Origin of the sequence: Acetonema longum DSM 6540 (assembly GCF_000219125.1) — a bacterium.
Taxonomy (GTDB): domain Bacteria; phylum Bacillota; class Negativicutes; order Sporomusales; family Acetonemataceae; genus Acetonema; species Acetonema longum.
The window spans coordinates 38469-56519 of sequence record NZ_AFGF01000016.1 but is presented as its reverse complement, the minus strand read 5'-3'; the positions used below and the strand labels follow the sequence as shown (position 1 = coordinate 56519).

Annotated in this window: 16 protein-coding genes; 2 read left to right on the top strand and 14 right to left on the bottom strand. The window is 53.9% G+C overall.

Annotated features, from left to right (window positions below):
- Positions 1-24: 24 nt before the first annotated feature.
- The 6 genes from ALO_RS01870 to pfkA all read right to left on the bottom strand — a co-directional run bounded on the left by ALO_RS01870 (position 25) and on the right by pfkA (position 7635).
- The gene (locus ALO_RS01870) at positions 25-351 is read right to left on the bottom strand and encodes a hypothetical protein (RefSeq protein WP_004092225.1); all 327 of its coding nucleotides are present in this window, start codon (positions 349-351) and stop codon (positions 25-27) included.
- On the bottom strand, positions 348-1070 hold the full coding sequence (trsM, locus tag ALO_RS01865; RefSeq protein ID WP_083821005.1) for a DVU_1556 family methyltransferase: 723 nt from the start codon (positions 1068-1070) through the stop codon (positions 348-350). The genes ALO_RS01870 and trsM overlap by 4 nt, the downstream gene beginning before the upstream one ends.
- Positions 1067-1273: a DVU_1557 family redox protein gene (locus ALO_RS01860; RefSeq protein WP_004092221.1), complete on the bottom strand. Its 207-nt coding sequence runs from the start codon at positions 1271-1273 to the stop codon at positions 1067-1069. Before ALO_RS01860 ends, trsM begins: the two co-directional genes overlap by 4 nt.
- Positions 1274-3625 (bottom strand): pyridine nucleotide-disulfide oxidoreductase/dicluster-binding protein, encoded by a 2352-nt coding sequence (locus ALO_RS01855; protein WP_004092215.1) that lies wholly within the window; start codon positions 3623-3625, stop codon positions 1274-1276.
- Between the two features lie 118 nt (positions 3626-3743).
- Positions 3744-6470, bottom strand: a complete 2727-nt coding sequence (locus ALO_RS01850; RefSeq protein WP_004092212.1) for a molybdopterin-dependent aldehyde oxidoreductase — start codon at positions 6468-6470, stop codon at positions 3744-3746.
- 205 nt (positions 6471-6675) lie between these two features.
- Complete coding sequence (gene pfkA / locus ALO_RS01845) at positions 6676-7635, bottom strand: 6-phosphofructokinase (protein WP_004092211.1); 960 nt, start codon at positions 7633-7635, stop codon at positions 6676-6678.
- A gap of 181 nt (positions 7636-7816) precedes the next feature.
- On the opposite strand from pfkA, the gene recQ reads away from it, so the two are divergent.
- A complete protein-coding gene (gene recQ / locus ALO_RS01840; protein WP_004092204.1) occupies positions 7817-9958 on the top strand; it encodes a DNA helicase RecQ in 2142 nt (713 codons plus the stop codon).
- Between the two features lie 129 nt (positions 9959-10087).
- Positions 10088-10408 carry a helix-turn-helix domain-containing protein gene (locus ALO_RS01835; protein WP_169313113.1) on the top strand — a complete coding sequence of 107 codons (321 nt, stop codon included), beginning with the start codon at positions 10088-10090 and terminating at the stop codon, positions 10406-10408.
- Positions 10409-10582: 174 nt separating this feature from the next.
- On the opposite strand, the gene ALO_RS01830 is transcribed toward ALO_RS01835, so the two are convergent.
- From ALO_RS01830 to ALO_RS01795, 8 genes are read right to left on the bottom strand one after another with little or no spacing between them, the layout of a single operon-like run.
- Complete coding sequence (locus ALO_RS01830; RefSeq protein WP_004092201.1) at positions 10583-11002, bottom strand: coiled-coil domain-containing protein; 420 nt, start codon at positions 11000-11002, stop codon at positions 10583-10585.
- Complete coding sequence (locus tag ALO_RS01825) at positions 11002-11598, bottom strand: N-acetylmuramoyl-L-alanine amidase family protein (protein ID WP_004092199.1); 597 nt, start codon at positions 11596-11598, stop codon at positions 11002-11004. The genes ALO_RS01830 and ALO_RS01825 overlap by 1 nt, the downstream gene beginning before the upstream one ends.
- Positions 11591-11968: a hypothetical protein gene (locus ALO_RS01820; RefSeq protein ID WP_004092197.1), complete on the bottom strand. Its 378-nt coding sequence runs from the start codon at positions 11966-11968 to the stop codon at positions 11591-11593. Before ALO_RS01820 ends, ALO_RS01825 begins: the two co-directional genes overlap by 8 nt.
- Positions 11962-12249 carry a hypothetical protein gene (locus ALO_RS01815; protein WP_004092196.1) on the bottom strand — a complete coding sequence of 96 codons (288 nt, stop codon included), beginning with the start codon at positions 12247-12249 and terminating at the stop codon, positions 11962-11964. Before ALO_RS01815 ends, ALO_RS01820 begins: the two co-directional genes overlap by 7 nt.
- Positions 12246-12818 carry a DUF4376 domain-containing protein gene (locus tag ALO_RS01810; RefSeq protein WP_040292513.1) on the bottom strand — a complete coding sequence of 191 codons (573 nt, stop codon included), beginning with the start codon at positions 12816-12818 and terminating at the stop codon, positions 12246-12248. Before ALO_RS01810 ends, ALO_RS01815 begins: the two co-directional genes overlap by 4 nt.
- Positions 12815-13816, bottom strand: a complete 1002-nt coding sequence (locus ALO_RS01805; protein ID WP_004092193.1) for an NHL repeat-containing protein — start codon at positions 13814-13816, stop codon at positions 12815-12817. Before ALO_RS01805 ends, ALO_RS01810 begins: the two co-directional genes overlap by 4 nt.
- Before the next feature lie 8 nt (positions 13817-13824).
- Positions 13825-14892, bottom strand: coding sequence for a hypothetical protein (locus tag ALO_RS01800; RefSeq protein ID WP_004092192.1), 1068 nt, complete (start codon positions 14890-14892; stop codon positions 13825-13827).
- Between the two features lie 14 nt (positions 14893-14906).
- On the bottom strand, positions 14907-18047 hold the full coding sequence (locus ALO_RS01795; RefSeq protein ID WP_004092191.1) for a phage tail protein: 3141 nt from the start codon (positions 18045-18047) through the stop codon (positions 14907-14909).
- Positions 18048-18051 lie beyond the last annotated feature (4 nt).

Sequence of the window (18051 nt, the reverse complement as noted above, 5' to 3'; positions counted from 1 at the left end):
GATATATATGACACAATTATTTCACTATTCTTTCTTCTCTTTTTTCATCCTGATCCCTTCTTTTACCAAACGGGGCAGTCGTTCCCCGGCACATCGGGGAGAGTCCGGTCCTTTGCCAAGCAGGTCATGGATTTTAGCCAGGGCTGCTTCGGAATAAAAGGCGATTTCGCTGGGATGGCCGGCAACAGTTTCTCCGGATAATATCACGCCGTTATCGGTTTCCAGATACTTCACCGGCAGAGTGCGCCGAAAAATTTTGCCTGTGGCTTTATCCATAATTTCTGCAACAATAGAGTCTGCTTCAATTTTCTCAAAGGATCTCTCCATCACGCCAATCTCCTGGTCTTTCATTCTGTCACCTCCAGGGTGCTTTTTTCCGCCACCAGCAGACAATAACCCAGCTGCCTGGCGGCAGGCCAGTTCTGCCGGCCTCCCTGCGCCGGCATGCAGCTTTGAAGTTCTTCCAGCGAGCCATGAGCCATAATAAAACCAGCCACAAACTCTTTCAGCAAAACCGTATGGTCTTCCCAGAGCAGAAGCCTGAAAGCTTTAGCCTCTATCAGGCGCAGCATCCCGGCTTGGTTCAAAACGCCGGCAATACGGCCAGAATCCGCCGCAGCATCCGGGGGCGCCGGGTCCGGTTCCCGGAGGTAAAGATCAGTAACCGCCAGCTTCCCGCCCGGGACCAGAATGCGATGGATTTCATCCAGCACCCGCCCCATGTCCTCCATGACCGACAGGCTGCACTCCGCCAAAACGCCTTGGACCGAGCCTCCGGCAAAAGGCAGCGCGTCGCCGGCAGCCCGGACGAGCAGCAGTCCGGCTGACCGTTCCCTTCCCTTTTGGAGGGAAGCCTCTGATATATCAACTCCTACCGGGTCCAGGCCGCACTTATCCCGCAGATATTCCACGGTCGCCCCGATGCCGCAGCCTATATCCGTTACTTTGGCGTTAGGCGCAAAACCGCAGCAGTTAACCAGCCGCCTGGTGAGCTTCAGCCCGCCGGGGCGCGCCCCCTCCGGCAGTCTGGACCACAGGCTGCCTTCTGAAATCCGGTCAGTTTGCATCATTTATCCTCCAGGGCCGCTTCCACCTCTTGCATCTTGCCTCTGGCCAAAGCTTCCGGGATATAGACCAGGCCGCACCGGGGACACTTATACAGTTCCACCGGAAATACGCTCCCCAGGTAGGCCAGTCTGACCTTGCCCAAAGTCAGGGGAATGCTGCACTTATCGCAACCGATATTTTCCGGTTGCTCCTCCTGTTTGCCCATTTATTCTCCCTCATCATCTGTATCCATGATCTCCAGTCTGTGGCTGTAGGCATTATGAAGCACAAAGCCATCGCCCTGAGGGGAATATTCCACCCAGTAGGTCACGGCCGCCGGCCGGAAATAGGCCAGATAATGGCCGCTGGCCGCGCTTTTCAGCCTGCTGCCGTTCTTTTCGGCCTGAGCGATGACGCTTTCCACATCGCTGACCAGGATTCGCCTGTCTTCCAGTATGCTTTTGACTGGGTCCGGGATACTCACTTTTACCGCCGGCAGCCGTTCGGCCACGGTTTCACCCCACATTTCCCGCAACAGCGCAATTTTAAGCCTGGCCCGGTTTTCCTGACGCTGCGAATAGCCGGGGCCTGCCTGCTCCGCCAGCCGGGCATCGCCGGAGCCAAACAGCAGGTCCAGCAAATGATAGACCCGTTTTCCCTGCCCGGCGAAATAGTCCCGGCACATGGCGCAATAAGCAAGATAATCCGTTTCGCATTCCCCGATGCGCCGCTGAATCTCTTTGCCTGCGACTTCCCGGTTGGCAAAAAGCATCAGGCCGCCATAACCGCAGCATATGGTCCGTTCCCGGCTGCGGGGCAGTTCTTCTATCTGATGGCCCAGTTTGGCCGCAATGCGGCGCACACTGTCCTGAAGTTCTGTTTCATGCCGGGTGGTGCAGCTGTCGTGAACCGCCAGCGTCTGCGGCCTAACCGCCGCTCCGGCGCCTTCCGGCAAGCCGGTACGGTCCAGCAGCGTCCACACCGTCTCTGCCGGCACAGCCGGCAAATAGCGCTTAAATATGCTAAAACAGGCGGGGCAGGCGGTAATCACCCGGGGGCTGCCCAGATTGCGCCAATTGCCTTCTATAGCTTGCAGAATCTCCTTCGCTTTTTCCTCCTGCCCGGCCCAGTCCGCCGGCGCACCGCAGCAGCCCAGCATAAGGCCGACGCCGCCCTCTGCTTTGGCGCATAAAAACTCATACAGCTTTCTGACCGATTGGGGCGACGAGGCCGCCAGCTGGCAACCGGGAAAAAAGGCCATGCTGCTGGCAGTCCGGCCCGGCTGATGCCGGTTCAGGACAAAGCTGTCGCCGCTGCTGAATTCCATGTCCCGCAAGGCGAAGTCATGCACCGACGGCGGCATTTTCCCCTTTTGGACCATCATTTGCCGCGCTTCCCGGCAGACTTCCCCCATGTCCAGCCGGTTGGGGCAGAGCTCGCCGCAAAGGCCGCATAAACTGCAGGAATTAATCAGCCGGTTGGCGGTGTGGATGCCCTTGACCAGGGCCAGGTTATTAAATACTTCCCGCACATACCGTTTAGGATAGGAACCGTAATGGGCCAGATACTCACAGGCTTTCACGCATTCGCGGCACTCGCAGGCCAGACAGCGGCCTGCCTCCTGCGCCGCCTCTTCACCGGTATAGCCGGCCGCCGGGTCAGAGGGGGCCACCCTGCGGGCTGGCTTTACCCCGGCAATGTTGACATACAGGCTGGCAGCAAAAGAGCCTTCTTTGTCCCGACTGGCCGTGAGGGAGGCGCCCTGCAGCAGCCGGTCAATGGAAACGGCGGCTATTTTGCCGTCGGCAATCGAGCCGATAGGTGAAGGGCTCTGCCCGGCCTGCCTCAGGCTGCCACCGGCGAAGATTTGGGGATGACTTGTGGCCAGGGTCACAGGATCAACCGCCAGATTGCCCGCTGTGTCGGTGTCAAGGCCCACCGCCGGCCAATCCATTCCTGGCTTGCCTATACCAAGATAAACGGCATCGAATCTGTCGCAGAGGCCGGCCAAGGTTATAGCCGGGTCGCCGTGAGCGCCCACAGACGTACTATATTGTATTTCTACCGGCATCTGGGTAAAAACGGCAAAATCTCTTTCGACCCACTGCCGGGGCATCTTATCTTCAGAAAGGTCCCGGATACGGCCCCCCAGCCGGTCACCTGCCTCAAAAACAGCCACCTTATAGCCCTTGCGGCTAAGCTCCAGGGCTGCCGTCAACCCGCTCAGCCCGGCCCCCACCACTGCCGCTTTCTGCGGCTTAGGCGGCAAAGGGACAATGGAGGGGATGCCGAATTCATGCCGGTCGGCGCAAACCCGTTCCAAGGCGTTAATCGAAATGGCAGTATCGATTTCCTGCCGTTTGCAGACTGCCTGGCAGGGCTGATCGCAAATCCGGCTGATAATCCTGGGAAAGGGGACTGCGGCCTGAAGCAGGCTGAATCCCCTCGCATAGTCGCCTGCTTTCACCGCGGCAACCAGCCCCCTTGCGTCCACACGGACCGGGCAGCCGGCTGTGCAGGCGGGAGGGCATTCCTGAATGCACTTCGCCTCCCGCTCACGCAATAGCTTATGATCCATACTTCTGTGCTCCCCTCTTCAACAGGGACACCTAAAACGAACTGGAAGAGAAAATACTCCGTTCAGTCCGTTTTAGGCTTATTCATTACCGTCCGGTGTTAGCCGGCGATTTCATTTACTATTTCTTGCTTAATTTTTCCAGTCCGGCTTTGATTTTTTCCGGCAGCGCCGGCACCGCGTACAGGCGTACGCCGCAGGCATTATAGATGGCATTGAGGATGGCCGGATGGGGCGCGGTCAAAGGCCCTTCGCCGGCGCCGGCGGCGCCGCCGGGTCCCAGGGGGCGGGGCGAAATGTTGTAGATGATGTCCATGTCATCGGGGATGTCCTGGATGTACGGCAGGCCGCAGGCCAGCAGGCTGGTGTGCTTTTTGAGATCCTCGAAGTCTTCGGTCAGGGCCAGGCCGATGCCCTGGGCCAAACCGCCGTAAATTTGGCCGTCGCAAACCGATTTGTTGGTAATGGTGCCAATGTCGGCGACAGTGGTAAATTTGACGACTTTGGTCTTGCCGGTTTTCATGTCCACTTCCACTTCCGGCATGAACACTTCGTACATGTAAACCCCGAACGGGGTGCCCTGGCCTGTCACCGGGTCGCAGGCAGTACCCGAGTAATCCCAGCGGCCGTCATAACGCAGCGGGATCTTTTCAGCCACCATTTCGTCGTAAGTGCGGTAAGTGCCATCCGGCTTTTTCATCGCCTTTAAGAGCATGGCGCAAACCACCCGGGTGGAATTGCCGGTCATGACATTGCTGCGGCTGCCGCCGGAGGGGCCGCTGTTGGGCGTGAGGGCCATGTCGTTCATGACCAGTTTGATCTGCTCCGGCTTGATGCCCAGAGGGCGGAGGACTTCATGGGCGTGAGTCAGGGTGCCGATGTCCGCGCCCTGGCCATGATCCTGCCAGGAGTTGCCGACGGTTACGCCGTCCTTGGTCAGCTCGGCCCAGGCTTCGGACCCGTCAGTCCCGTCCAGGCCGCAGCCATAGATGCCCAGCGCCAAACCGACGCCGCGCTTTTTCTCCGGGGCGGACAGTTCCCGGCAGCGCTGTTTGGCTTCCTGCCACAGGGGGCGAAGCTTGTTGAACATTTCTTCAAAGCAGAATACCTCCGGCTCCTGGCCTGAAGGGTTAGTAGAGCCCGGGCGGTAGATATTTTTGAACCGGAGCTCCAGCGGATCCACGCCCAGTTTTTCCGCCAATTCGTCCATGGCGATTTCGGAAGCCAGGAAGGCTTGCGGCGAACCATAGGCGCGGAAAGCCGAACCCCAGGCGTGATTGGTGCAAACCGTGCGGCCCTTGCTGCGAATGTTGGGAATGTCGTAGCCGGCGCCGATAAATTGAGCCTGACGCACCGTCAGCAAATCGCCGAACTCGGAATACGGCCCGTGGTCAATTGTCCAGTCGGCTTCCATGGCCAGCAGTTTGCCGTCTTTATCGGCGGCCAGCTTGCATTTGACAAAGCCGGGGGAACGCTTGCCGGTATAAGTGATGTGCTGGTACATGGAATAATTTAAGGAGACCGGCCTGCCGGTGGCCAGACAGGCTACTCCCAGCAAAGCTTCCATGGTGGGGCTGAATTTGTAGCCAAAGGTGCCGCCGGCAGGGTTTTGCACGAGCTGGCACTTTTCCGGGGCAATGCCAATCCCCTCGACAATCATAGCATGATGCAGGTGGATGCCGATGCTCTTGGAGTGGATCCGCAGGATGCCGTTCCCGTCGATATAGGCGTTGCCGCAGTCCGGCTCAATGGTCAGATGGGGCTGGCGGCTGCAGTAGGTATTGGTTTCCACTGTGACTACATCGTCCCGGTCCATAATCGGCTTGGTTTCGCCGCCTTTGATGACGCCCTGCTCATAATAGACATTGGGTGTGCCGGGATGGATTTCCATGGCGTCGGGAGCCATGGCGGCCGGGGCGCTCATGTAAGCCGGCAGCACCTCCAGGTCCACCCTGACTTTTTGCGCCGCTTCCCTGGCATGGGCTTCCGTGTCGGCGCAGACGATGGCGATGGCATCCCCGTACTGGAATACCTTTTCGTCGCACAGGATGGGCCGGTCCCAGCCATCGCCCTTATTGCTGGGGAAGGTACAGCCGAAAATGCGGTTTTTGCCTTTTACATCCTTATGGGTGACCACTTTGTACACGCCGGTCATTTTCTCGGCTTCCGACGTATCGATGCCCTTAATGTTGGCATGGGATACTTCGGCCTGCACCAGCGCCAGGCGCAGTGTGCCGGCCGGCATCTGCAGGGCCACGTCGGCGCCGTAATCCCAGGTTCCCGTCACCTTGCGCAGGGCGGAGGGGCGATGATAGGTAGTCCCCTGGATTTTATTGCCTACCGGCTGATACAGCAGTTCCTCCTTGCGCATTTCGCCGCGCAGCACCCTGGCCGCCGCCATCACTGCGTCTACCAGCGGCTTGTAGCCGGTGCAGCGGCAGGCGTTGCGGTTCTTCTGGAACCATTCACGCACGTCTTCCCGGCTGGGGTCATGATTTTTATCCAAAAGCACTTTGGCCGACAGAATAAAACCGGGACTGCAAAAACCGCACTGAGCACAGCCGTAAGCCATCCAGGCCACTTGCAGCGGATGCAGATTTTCCGGCGTACCCAGCCCTTCAATGGTAGTAATCTTTGCCTCGTCAGCAATCCGTTTCATTTTGAAGACGCAGGAACGGATAACCACGCCATCCACGATAATAGAGCAGGAGCCGCACTGGCCTTGGCCGCAGCCTACTTTGCAGCCGGTCAGGAGCAGCTGTTCCCGCAGCACACTGGCCAGAGTGGCTTCAGGGTCCACGATCAAAGTCCTGGTTAATCCGTTGATGTTCAAGACTTTCTTTTGCATTTTCCTCTCGCCTCGCTTTCCGGATAGTAAAACTCCTTGCAAGAATTTTCTAAAAACATGTATTGCAAGGAATGTGCCAAAAGTGGTATATGTAAAAAGTCCGCCTCGATTAATGAGGCGGACTATAACCCTTGTATCAGTCATGTAACCTATATGGTTAACAGGTAACGCATTCTATACACTTAGGTAACACTTTTTTGTAAAACTAAATTGACAGGCTGATCCCTAACTCATATAAGGCCAACGGCAGGCTGTGAGGCTGACTTAATGCCTGGTCAAAAGGCACCGCCACCATTTGATTGTTTTGCATGCCCACCATGACGCCGGCCCCTCCTTCCACCAGCAGGTCCACTGCCTTAGCCCCCATTCGGCTGCCCAGCATCCGGTCAAATGCTGAGGGGGAACCGCCCCGCTGAATATGTCCCAGGACTGTAACCCTGGTTTCAAAGCCGGTTTTCTCACGGATCAATTCGCCGATTGTCTGCCCATTGGCTACTCCTTCCGCTACCACAATAATGCTGTGTTTTTTGCCGCGTTTATGGCCTTGCAGCAGCCGGGCGGTAATATCATCTATATTGGCTTCCTTCTCCGGAATCAACACTGACTCAGCGCCGCCGGCCACCCCTGACCACAGGGCAATATCTCCCGCATGTCGGCCCATGACCTCAATGACATAGGTCCGCTCATGAGAGGTAGCTGTGTCCCTGATTTTATCAATGGCGTCAATCACCGTATTCACCGCCGTGTCAAATCCCAGGGTAAAATCAGTACAGGCAATGTCATTGTCAATGGTCCCCGGTATGCCAACCGTAGGAAATCCCAACTGGACTAACTTCTGGGCGCCGCGAAATGAACCGTCGCCGCCGATGACAACCAGTCCTTCTATGCCGTTTTCCCGCAGGCGGCCAAGGGCTTGCCGCTGCCCCTCCTCGGTCTTAAAAGCCTCGCTCCGGGCTGTTTGCAGAATGGTTCCCCCACGTTGAATGATGTCCCCTACGCTTCCCAGCTCCAGGGGAATGAAATCGCCTGCCATTAAACCCTCATAGCCGTGTTTAATTCCTGTCAATTCCAGCTGTTTGAATATCCCCCTTCTCACCACAGCCCGAATAGCCGCATTCATTCCAGGTGCATCTCCGCCGCTTGTCAGCACAGCGATCTTTTTCATTGAGTTCCCTCCCAAATGAAAATCCGTCAACAGTTCAACAGTATTTGCCAATTCAATTCGCTGCTGCTGCCAAAAAATCCTTTACCCCGCTATAATAATCGTCTATCCTCGCAGGATATCCGGCTTAGGGCATGGTATATAGTACCTATCTGCATATATCGACAAAACCGGGGGATAGAAAATGTTAGACCAAGCCCAACAAATCCTGCAAAAATACTACGGCTATCCTTCCTTCCGAGATGGACAGGCCAAGATTATTACCAATTTGCTCAGCGGCAGGGATACACTGGCGATCATGCCAACCGGCGCGGGAAAATCCCTTTGCTACCAGGTTCCGGCCATGCTGTTTCCCGGCTTGACCCTGGTCATCTCACCCTTGATTTCCCTGATGAAAGACCAGGTAGACGCCTTGCACAGCATCGGCATCCCGGCGACTTTTATCAACAGTTCCCTCACTGCCGGAGAAACCAACGACCGTATCGCCAGAGCCCTGTACGGAGATTTCAAGCTCTTATATGTGGCGCCGGAAAGACTGGAGTCCGAATTATTCCGCCGCTCTGCCGCTTCCCTGCCGATTTCTCTCTTAGCCATCGATGAGGCGCACTGCGTTTCCCAGTGGGGACACGATTTTCGTCCCAGCTACCGGGCCATTGCCCCGTTTATCAGCTGCCTGCCCAGGCGTCCGGTCATCGGCGCCTTTACCGCCACGGCCACGGATGATGTACGGCAGGATGTAATCCAACTCCTGAATTTAAACCGCCCTTCTGCCTTTATCACCGGTTTTGACCGGAAAAACCTCTCCTTTGCCGTCCTGCGGGGTGTCAACAAGCAAAAATTTGTCCTGGAGCATGTGGCTGCCAACCCGGATTCATCCGGCATCATCTACGCCACCACCCGCAAAGAAGTGGACGACCTCCATGACTTGCTGCGACGCAAAGGCTGGCCGGTGGGAAAATATCACGCCGGCATGAGCGACGCGGAGCGCACCCAAAACCAGGAGGCTTTTGTTTACGACGACCTGCCGATTATCGCAGCCACCAACGCCTTTGGCATGGGCATTGATAAATCCAATGTCCGCTACGTGCTCCATTACAATATGCCGAAAAACATGGAAGCCTACTACCAGGAAGCTGGCAGGGCCGGGCGAGACGGAGAGCCCGGCGAATGCATCCTGCTGTTTTCGCCTCAGGACACGCTGCTGCAAAAATATCTGATCGAACAGGGCACCCACGCCCCGGAACGAAAGGCCAACGAGTTTGAAAAACTCCAGACCATGGTGGACTACTGTCACACCCCCCGCTGCCTGCGAAAATATATTTTGCAATACTTCGGCGAATCCGATGCTCCTGACCAGTGCGGCAACTGCGGCAACTGCAATGACGACCGGGAACTGACGAATATTACGATTACCGCTCAGAAAATCTTCTCCTGCATTCTGCGGATGAAAGAGCGCTTCGGGACAGGGCTGGTAGCCGATGTATTAAAAGGGGCCGCGAACAAAAAGGTGACTGAGATGGGATTTAGCAGCCTGTCCACCTACGGCATCCTGAAGGAATACTCCACCCAGGAGATCAAAGACCTGATCAACCTGCTGGCAGCCGAAGACTATCTGTATTTCACCCCCGGCCAATACCCCCTGGTAAAACTGACCCCCAAAGCCGGCGACGTACTGAGAAATCAGGCCGAAGTCTGGCAAAAGGTTACCAAACAGCCAAAACAGCAGGCCGTGGACAACTCCCTCTTTGCCTTGCTGCGCAACCTGCGGCGGGAAATTGCCAGCCGTGAAAACGTACCGCCGTATGTGGTCTTCGCCGACAGTACCCTGCGGGAAATGTGCGAACAGTTCCCCCCGGATATGGAATCCCTGCGCCTGATCAAAGGTGTAGGCGAGGTCAAGCTGGACCGGTACGGCCGGGAATTCCTGCAGGTCATCCTGCTCTATATGGCCCAGCACAATATTCAGCCAATATCCCGCTCAAACGCTCATCTCGCCGCCCCCGACAAACCTCCGGAGCTTCCCAGCCACATCATCACCCTGAACCTCTTCAAGGCCGGCAAATCCCTGGAAGAAATCTGCCAGGAACGGGACCTGAAGCCGGTCACTGTCCAGGACCATCTGGTACGTTGCAGCCTGGAAGACCATAGCATCGACTGGGACCGGCTGATCCCGGCCCAGTATGAAACCGTGATTCTGGACACCATCAAAAAGCTGGGACCGGACCGGCTCAAGCCATTGAAAGACGCGCTGCCGTCAAACATAACCTACGAGACGATTAAGGCGGTTCTGTGCAAACATAAGCTGGTCCAGCGCACAGATAAATAACTATTTATTAAAATTAATGAATAGTTATTGACAAATATGCATATATAGGTATTATTATTTATATACGTATATAATGAGGTGACTAAAATGGCCCGGACAGGCAAACGACTTCAGGGACCAGGGGACAGAATGAAGGATTTACGCGAACAACTTGGCTTGACGCAAGATGAAGTAGCAAACAAAGTTGCCGCCGCATTGCGAGAAATGGGCTCCAAAAAAGACTTTTCCCAGTCCCAGTACAGCCGGTACGAAAAGGGCATACCCAAGCTTTGGCCGCAGGATGTTATGGAAGCCGTAGCCCAGGCCCTAGGCGTCACCTCATCCTACCTTTTAAGTGTCGAGGACCAATTTTCCCATCACAGTGACGAAGTCTTAGAATGGCTTAAAAAGCCGGAGTCCGCCCCCTATGCCAAGGAGGCGTTTATCGCTTATCTGAAAGAGCAGGCGTGACACCCGCTCACATCTAGGATAAACAACCTATAAAAACAAAGAAAGGGGAGGCCGAAGCCTCCCCTTTTTTTGTTGAAATCTTACCTTACCATGACGCCGCAGATACCGGAATCTGCCGCCGATGATGAAACCGCTCAGCATCAAACCTTATTTTGTGATTTTTTGCTCCTCAAGCTATTTTATCGCCAGGTAACCGGCTGCCAGCAGCAGCACACTCCGTTCAAACTTAAGGCGTCTGCGCTCGCGCCGCATCTCTTTTTCCAACTGTTCTAACGATTGTCTGGCCTTCTCTAATGAGTTCTGCGCTGTCTGCAGATTGATTCTGACTTTCTGTGATTCGTGCCTCAACGTCAGCAATTCGGTCTGTAACGCCGCCAACTCCTTCTGATACTCTTCCAGCTTCAGCCTCGCCGTCTGCAAGTCTGTTTTCGATATTTCCAAGTCTTTCACCAGCGCGCTGGTGTTGCTCTCCAGCTGATTGAAGATTTGTTCGAGCCGCGCCAGCTCCGGGTCCGTTATCTCGGCCGCCGTACCGATAGAGGGCAGCCAGGCTAAGGAGAGCAGCAAGAATACCGTACAAATACTTTTTCGCATCAATCGGTATCACCTCCCACAATACCAAAATAATCGGTAATCCCCCTGGCGACCGCCCGCGCCATACGGTCCTGCCATGCGGCGTCCGCCAGTAAGCAGCTTTCCTCTTCATTGCTGAGAAACGCCATTTCTATCAGGCACGCTGGAGCCTTTGTGTACACCAGGACATAGAATTTACTTTCTTTATCCGGATCCCCATCTGAGTAATCTGCACGTCCATACCGATCCGGGAATTCACCCTGAATTTGTTCAAATACGCGGGTCGCCAGTACGTCTCCCTGGGTTTGCCCCGGAGAAGTCCAAACTTCAAATCCGTGCGCAGAAGGGATCGTCGCACTGTTGCAATGCAAGCTGACGAACAGGTCCGCTCCCCAGTCATTCGAAAACTGCGTGCGATATCCAAGATCATCGGTTTCAGGCTGTTCCAGTTCAGTACGAGTCAAACAGACTTCGTGCCCGGCAGCGCACAGGTAACTTCGGACCAGCAGGGAAACGGATAAAGCAACATCCGCCTCCCGCAAACCGGTATATGGCGATACTGCTCCCGGATCCGTCGTGGGGCCTGCGTGACCAGGATCAATGCAAACCTTAGCCATCAATATTACCTTCTTCCTGATGCAAATCCGGCGACTGGGTCGCTTTTTGCATTGCCCGGATCACCTTTACCTGGATGTCGATAATGTAACCGATGAGCTGCGGCGGTATCAGATATTTGCTCAACCCCTTCAAACCTAACACAGTATAAACAAAATCAATAGCGTTTTGACGTTTTTGCTTGTTTGACATGTCGTCCGCGAATTCGTCCAGATAATAGATTTGTTTCTCAATTTTCTTCCCCAATTTCGAATGAGGATCTCGTGCATAAATCAAAAAGCCAACCCACAAAATCAGGTTGGCAACGATCACAACAATAATTGCCCAGTAAACAGGATCGAGACTAATAGACGTAAACCCTAAATTCAGCAAATTATCATCTCCCCTATTTTTATAGTCCTCCGTAAAGGAGGAATGGCTGGAAAATCGCAGGTCCAGATCCATCTGGATTCGGCTGCGGAACTCATCGCATCATGGTAGATCTGCACATTGGCAGCTGCGACAGGTGTATTGGTTGTCAATATAGTGTAGCTGACCAGCATGCCGGCACGCGGAAAGAGATTGATGACTGACTGCTGGCCATCCCCAGGATTAACAAGCGCGACGCCGGCTGACCAGGTCGGCGTCGGGAAATCAGACACGATCCTGATCATACACTGCCATCCCAGTCTATGCCGGCTATGATAACGTCAATCTCTTTGATCGATTGCGCTGTTTCGATGGCATTTTTATACTCACTACATAAATATAACTTTTGATATTTCCAATCTGCTGCGGCCAGCATCACGGCCTGCAATTGTTCGTAGGTGTGCGAAAACCATTCTTTTGTAACATCATCCGCATTCCATATACGGTATGATGTCGGTTTCCCGGTTGACTGTGCTACTTGCATAGCCTGCGCAAAATTAATTTGATCAACTATATCAGTATCATACCTGTGACGTTCGCCCAGAGCATCACAATAAAAGCCAGATATCAATATCTGACTGCAGGCGTTGTTTACCTCCGCAATTTTCCACTGCTTATAACCCGCAAGGTTCGGAACATATGGCTCAAGTTGAGGCGGTTCCGGCTCTGCTGGTTTCAGTACAGGTACGCTGCCATCCCAGTAGTATTTCGTCCAGTCTATCGGCATCTTGGATTGATACCAACCGTCAGGCGGATTGTCACCGCTATAGGTTTTTATGGCTGTATCTCCCTCAATTAAATAAGCATACATCATAGATCGCCCCCAATCACCAAAGAGTAAGATCGCGCTGCAGGGGGTTCAGCCCCGCCGACATAAATCTTCGCCAAACGCGTATCTGTCAGAGAATACAAATACCCGTCAGCGTAAGCCATGCCACGACACGCCGACACGCTGCTGCTGCCTAAATTCGAATGCTTCAGCGACTCTACAATTTGCATTGTGCTAGGATCAATCTTAATTATGGTAATCGGGTCTGTGCGGCATTGCGCGTATATGTAGCCGTTAACAGCCAAGCACCTTTCAGGACTAATATTGTCGTTGGTGTTTGCTCCCGGAAACTGGACTGTGTCCACCCATTGAAATGTGTTGAGATCGATTTTTGCAATCCTTCCAGGGGCGCGACGCAGTATAACATATAGATAGTTCCCGATAACACACAGATCGTATGGATACGCGTCAGAATTGCTCGGGTTTGTATTTGGGACTTCTAACTGTGCGGCGGTGTGCAATGTACTTGTATCAATTTTTGTAACTCTCCAGGGAATTGTTGACTGGTATTGCACGGTATAAATATATCCATCTTTTATCACCGCGCCTGCGGGGTTCGTGTCCCACCCGGCACTGCTTAAATACGATAAGGCAAGAGACATGTTACTTTTCAGATACTTTTCACGCCTGCCATTACCCATCAAGTAGTAAACGTAATTGTTATCCGTGGCTACTGTATAATTTACATACCCTGTTCCACGGGCCGAATAAGTACTGTTAAATGCTTCGGTAGCATAATCGATCTTATGCACGTAATTTACGTTATAATAGGCGGTGTAAAGAAACCCATTATCATATACCATACCGAATAACTGTGAACCGGCGTATGAAGAAAGTTGAACGTGGCCAATTGACCCCAGGGTCTCCGGGTTGTACTTAACTAAGGCACTTGCGCCAGATGAATAATAAGAAACATATAGTATCTCGCCCCCCGTCGCGAGAGCGCACCCGCCGTTTCTCGTAACTGAATTTACAAGTTCCATGTACCCTCCTAGCTAAATTCCGGCTGTACATTCAGCATTTTTAAATTATTTGCTGTCGTCTCAACTTTGTACCAAAAGGTATCCCCCACCGCATATACCACATCTGTCATATCAGCTGTCGCCTTTGCAGTCGAAAATGAGAAGTTGTACTGCTCGGCATCGTTCTTATACAGCCTTAAAGTAACTTCGGAACTAGGCACGAGGTCTCCATTTAAACTGGTATTGTCTGTAGATTGTACGGTCAGGGTTTTTAACGTTCTGGCAGACCGCAGTAAAAGAATGGCGGAGCAGGAGTTATTGACCGGATTGATCATCGGTATTGCTATGCTTGGGGGCGGTGGCGTCTCAGACAAGCCTCCTGATATTAACACGCGGAATTCTCCCGGATCCGGCGCCTCGGCGAATCGAACGGTTACCGTATTTTCGTCAGTGGCTTCGGCTTGAAATAGAGGGTAGTCATAGTTATCCTCGGCATGATTACTCCGCACCGTGACAAATACGTCCCTAGTTCCAAGATCATGTTGGCACACCGCAACCGTATCCCCACCCACGTCAAAGGCCTTTAATGCAGGGACACCCCCGCCTCCCGCGGCTACATCCACCTGGTCGATTCCGGTACCGGCGGCATTGACCTTTAGGTATTTGTTCGCCACTAGATCCTGCTTGATAGCATGAATAGATAGGTTGTCTACCTCTAATTCAGAGAGGCTTTCCGCAATGACCGTCATAATCTTTTCGCTGGAATAGGTTGTCCCGGCAGCCGTCTGGGTGTCGTCTATCTCGGCCTTGGCATCCACCTGGGCCTGCAGGGCTGCAACATCCCCTTGCAAGCCTGTCACATTGCTTCCCAATTGAGCTATATTCCGTTCGGCTGCCGTAACCCTGGGCGCCAGAAGATTTTGAGCGTTTTCTAAGTCATCCAGTTTTTCCTGCATATCAGGGATCGGCTCCTGCCCTTCTTGCAACGCACCGATTGCAGCGTCAAGAATTTCTGTGTTTGTGTTCAGCAGTTCTTTGCTCACAAGGTCTGAGCTTTCAATGAGTTTTAAATTGATATTTGCCGTATCTGTGGCCATTTTCCCACACCTCCCTATAAATTCGGCACGGCGATTTGTCGGAACCCAGCGCCGTCATATTGATACGCCGCCAAGTTACCCATAGCGTCGGGATCAAAGTATGTCAGGGCGATATAGCCGTTAGCCAGAGTCATCACATCATAAGTATTTGCGCCGATGATCGCCAGGATTGTGCCATTAGGCACCACCCATTTGCCGGACGGCAATAAAATCCCACCCAAGGCTAGCGCATCCACCACAATGGGCATGCCGTTTTCTCCCGCCATTTGCGTATATCTATTATCATAGACAGTTCCCAGTACAATAACCGGCATATCCGTCAGAGGGATGGTCCTGTTGAGCGTGGTATCGGGAAAGGATACTACCACATTCCCGTTGCTGTATATCCTGGACAGGATGGCCTGCGCCTCTTGTTCCGTGGCGCAGGCATCAACGATATAGGGCGGCTTCCAGAAGAAAGTACGCACATGGTTCTGATAGGATTCCAGGCCATTGAATTTCGCTGTGACGACAATGGTCGTCTCCGCGTCAAAGGAGGCCCGGTCCAGGCAGCGCTGCGCCCAGGTATAGGTCCATTTTGTCGGAGTCTTAGGTAAAACCGCGTCATCCCCTGCCGGTATCTGAGACAGGACCTCCTCCCGGAGCAAGGCGCTTCCGCTATACATCCTGATGACTGTCTGCAGTCCGTTTTCGGCTTCAATATCCTGCCCGCTATAGTAATCGGTGATATCATCCTGGGACACGCAGCCATGGGCAACTGTTTTGTTTCGCACAGCCCAAGCCAATTGCAAATCGCCGGTGGCTTCAGTGATGCGCGGCAACGCTGCCTGCATATGGCTGGTCAGACGGATTCGGCCAGGAGGATTGGGCCGCTCGGCGCGGCGGACGGTGGTCAACGGCCTGACTTTCGCGGCGCTGAACTCTTCCTCGGCGTCGGCAGTGGCCGTAGTGATATTGTATTGCTCGCTGACGGTTTCGCCAGCAGGGCATATCGGTCCGCCGGTCGTCACATTGGCGTAATATCCCGGGTCCAGGAAATAAACGATGTCGCCGGCACCATGGCCGGCCGGTACGGTATCATGGGTGGCCCGGATAATATTCGACACCCGCCAATTGCCATTGGCCAGTTGTGTCAGCGTACCCCACCCCATCAGTTCGCTATTGATTACCAGCAGGCGTGAGCCGTTACGGGCTAAATCCATGCCGGGTTTGACATTGCGTCTGGCCAAATCAAACAGGCCCCCCAAATCGATGAGTTCAAATCCGACACTGTCTTCCATGGCACTGTCTAGTGCAATGGGACCGACCAACTGTCCCGCCGGCGTCCAGAGGTTCAATCCATGTGTTTTTATCCAGGACAGGTCTTTATACCGCCACACGTCCCAACGGGCCGTAATGTTGTCCGGCTGCGCCGCCAAGGCGTAAACATAGCTTTCCAGCGAATGGCCCAACTCCCAGGGCGCCTCGAAATACCGGAATACCTGCACGCCGGTGGGATATTCCATCGGTCTGGTCCAGGAGGTTGTATCATTAGCGCCATAAGTGGTCTTACCCGCACCGAAGACATCTTCGACAGCGTCCACCGTGATCTCGCCGCTGACAAAATCACCAATATCAATATCGCTGACCCGCATGACCAAACCGGATATGCCATAAGGTTTCCAGTTTAGCTTAAATGGGTCCCCCGGTCTCAGAGTGTAGGCCTTGCGATTGCAAATCAGGCTGGCGGAAGCCAGAGGGAACCCTCTCTGCTTTAGTTCCCGGTTAGCTGCCCAAGCCGCATTGGCCGCGTTGGTAAAATAGGTGAAGTCCAGATCTTGGGAATTACGATCCCCATGATTGGCTTCGATCACCGCCGGATCGCTGTCCATCACAGTAGCTGTTTCATATAGCGCAGCTCCGTCCGAATAGGCGGCAATAATCTCACCCACTGAGTTTGACCATACGGTCCGGGAAAAATCGATGGAACTGCAGATGGATTCATCTATGACCGGCAGATTGTCCGCCTCATAATCATCCCGGATGAGTTTGAAGGTAAGCTTACCATTTTGGGGATTAATATAGCGGACCATGTCCAGGTGATCACACAGGTTATCAATAATATTACGCACCTGGGCCTTGGCCGTAATCTTAAAGGATACGCCCCTCCCCTCGTCCTTCAGCGTCCTGCCCACTGCCAGCAGGGAATCCACATCCAATAACTCCGGGTCTTTTCCCAAACCCCATTCGTTATTGACATGCATCTCATAGATGACCTCCGCCGGATTGGCGTCATTGTCACCGATGCCCCCCAGACCCAGACGATTGGGAATCCATTGCAGGTCGATCCAGGTTTGAGGAATGGCGGCCTGTTTGCCGATATAAGCCACCGGTACCACCAGACTGACGAAGGGCCGGTAAGCCGGCGTCAATCCCTTTAATTCCTGGGGTATGGAGCTGGCACTCATCTCAGCCGCCATCCAGGGGTCCGCCGGTTGATCGGGGCCACCCAGGTAGGCCCGTATATCGCCGACGAACCCGCCCCCCTCGTCGACGCCGCCGAATAATTCATCTTTATTCACATGCATGATATAGGGGCCGGCTGGGTAGTCTTCCCGGGACACGTCGCCGGTCCAGGCTTCTTTCTCATTCAGGTAGATTCCCCGCAGCCGCAGTCCGGCCCCGGATACGCAGCATAGTATTTGATAGCCCAGATAATACTTGAAACCTTTTTGAACAGTGGTCCTAAGCAGTCTTTCGTTGATCAGCCGGTTAAACAGCCACATGATCAGCGCATTCAAAATGGTCGGGCCTAATTGCTCCTGGGATTTGGCATGATTTGGCGCAGCGTTGGGCGGATGGGGATGAGGCCAGACCCAACCTGTCACCCTCGACAAGGCCCAGGTGATTGCCGTTGCCTTGATGACCTCCCAGCCGTCAAACTCAGCATGGGCTGAGTATTCCTCAGTATACTTTTTATAATCAAATCCTCCATAATAAATAATCAGAGGATTTTTGATGATAGAACGGCCTATGACCACCGGTACCGGCGCACCCAGACCGGCTGCCTCGGCGCTCAGTTCGGAGGGTTCCTGGGATGTTTCGTCCTCCTTCTTATTCAGCCAGTGAGACAAAAGTGTTGTAAGACCCCAACCGAGATAAGGATTCATAGACATTGCT

Coding starts and splice junctions, on each gene's coding strand:
- ALO_RS01870 (WP_004092225.1), bottom strand. CDS start 351: ATGAAAGACCAGGAGATTGGCGTGATGGAGAGATCCTTTGAGAAAATT.
- trsM (WP_083821005.1), bottom strand. CDS start 1,070: ATGATGCAAACTGACCGGATTTCAGAAGGCAGCCTGTGGTCCAGACTG.
- ALO_RS01860 (WP_004092221.1), bottom strand. CDS start 1,273: ATGGGCAAACAGGAGGAGCAACCGGAAAATATCGGTTGCGATAAGTGC.
- ALO_RS01855 (WP_004092215.1), bottom strand. CDS start 3,625: ATGGATCATAAGCTATTGCGTGAGCGGGAGGCGAAGTGCATTCAGGAA.
- ALO_RS01850 (WP_004092212.1), bottom strand. CDS start 6,470: ATGCAAAAGAAAGTCTTGAACATCAACGGATTAACCAGGACTTTGATC.
- pfkA (WP_004092211.1), bottom strand. CDS start 7,635: ATGAAAAAGATCGCTGTGCTGACAAGCGGCGGAGATGCACCTGGAATG.
- recQ (WP_004092204.1), top strand. CDS start 7,817: ATGTTAGACCAAGCCCAACAAATCCTGCAAAAATACTACGGCTATCCT.
- ALO_RS01835 (WP_169313113.1), top strand. CDS start 10,088: ATGAAGGATTTACGCGAACAACTTGGCTTGACGCAAGATGAAGTAGCA.
- ALO_RS01830 (WP_004092201.1), bottom strand. CDS start 11,002: ATGCGAAAAAGTATTTGTACGGTATTCTTGCTGCTCTCCTTAGCCTGG.
- ALO_RS01825 (WP_004092199.1), bottom strand. CDS start 11,598: ATGGCTAAGGTTTGCATTGATCCTGGTCACGCAGGCCCCACGACGGAT.
- ALO_RS01815 (WP_004092196.1), bottom strand. CDS start 12,249: ATGATCAGGATCGTGTCTGATTTCCCGACGCCGACCTGGTCAGCCGGC.
- ALO_RS01810 (WP_040292513.1), bottom strand. CDS start 12,818: ATGATGTATGCTTATTTAATTGAGGGAGATACAGCCATAAAAACCTAT.
- ALO_RS01805 (WP_004092193.1), bottom strand. CDS start 13,816: ATGGAACTTGTAAATTCAGTTACGAGAAACGGCGGGTGCGCTCTCGCG.
- ALO_RS01800 (WP_004092192.1), bottom strand. CDS start 14,892: ATGGCCACAGATACGGCAAATATCAATTTAAAACTCATTGAAAGCTCA.
- ALO_RS01795 (WP_004092191.1), bottom strand. CDS start 18,047: ATGTCTATGAATCCTTATCTCGGTTGGGGTCTTACAACACTTTTGTCT.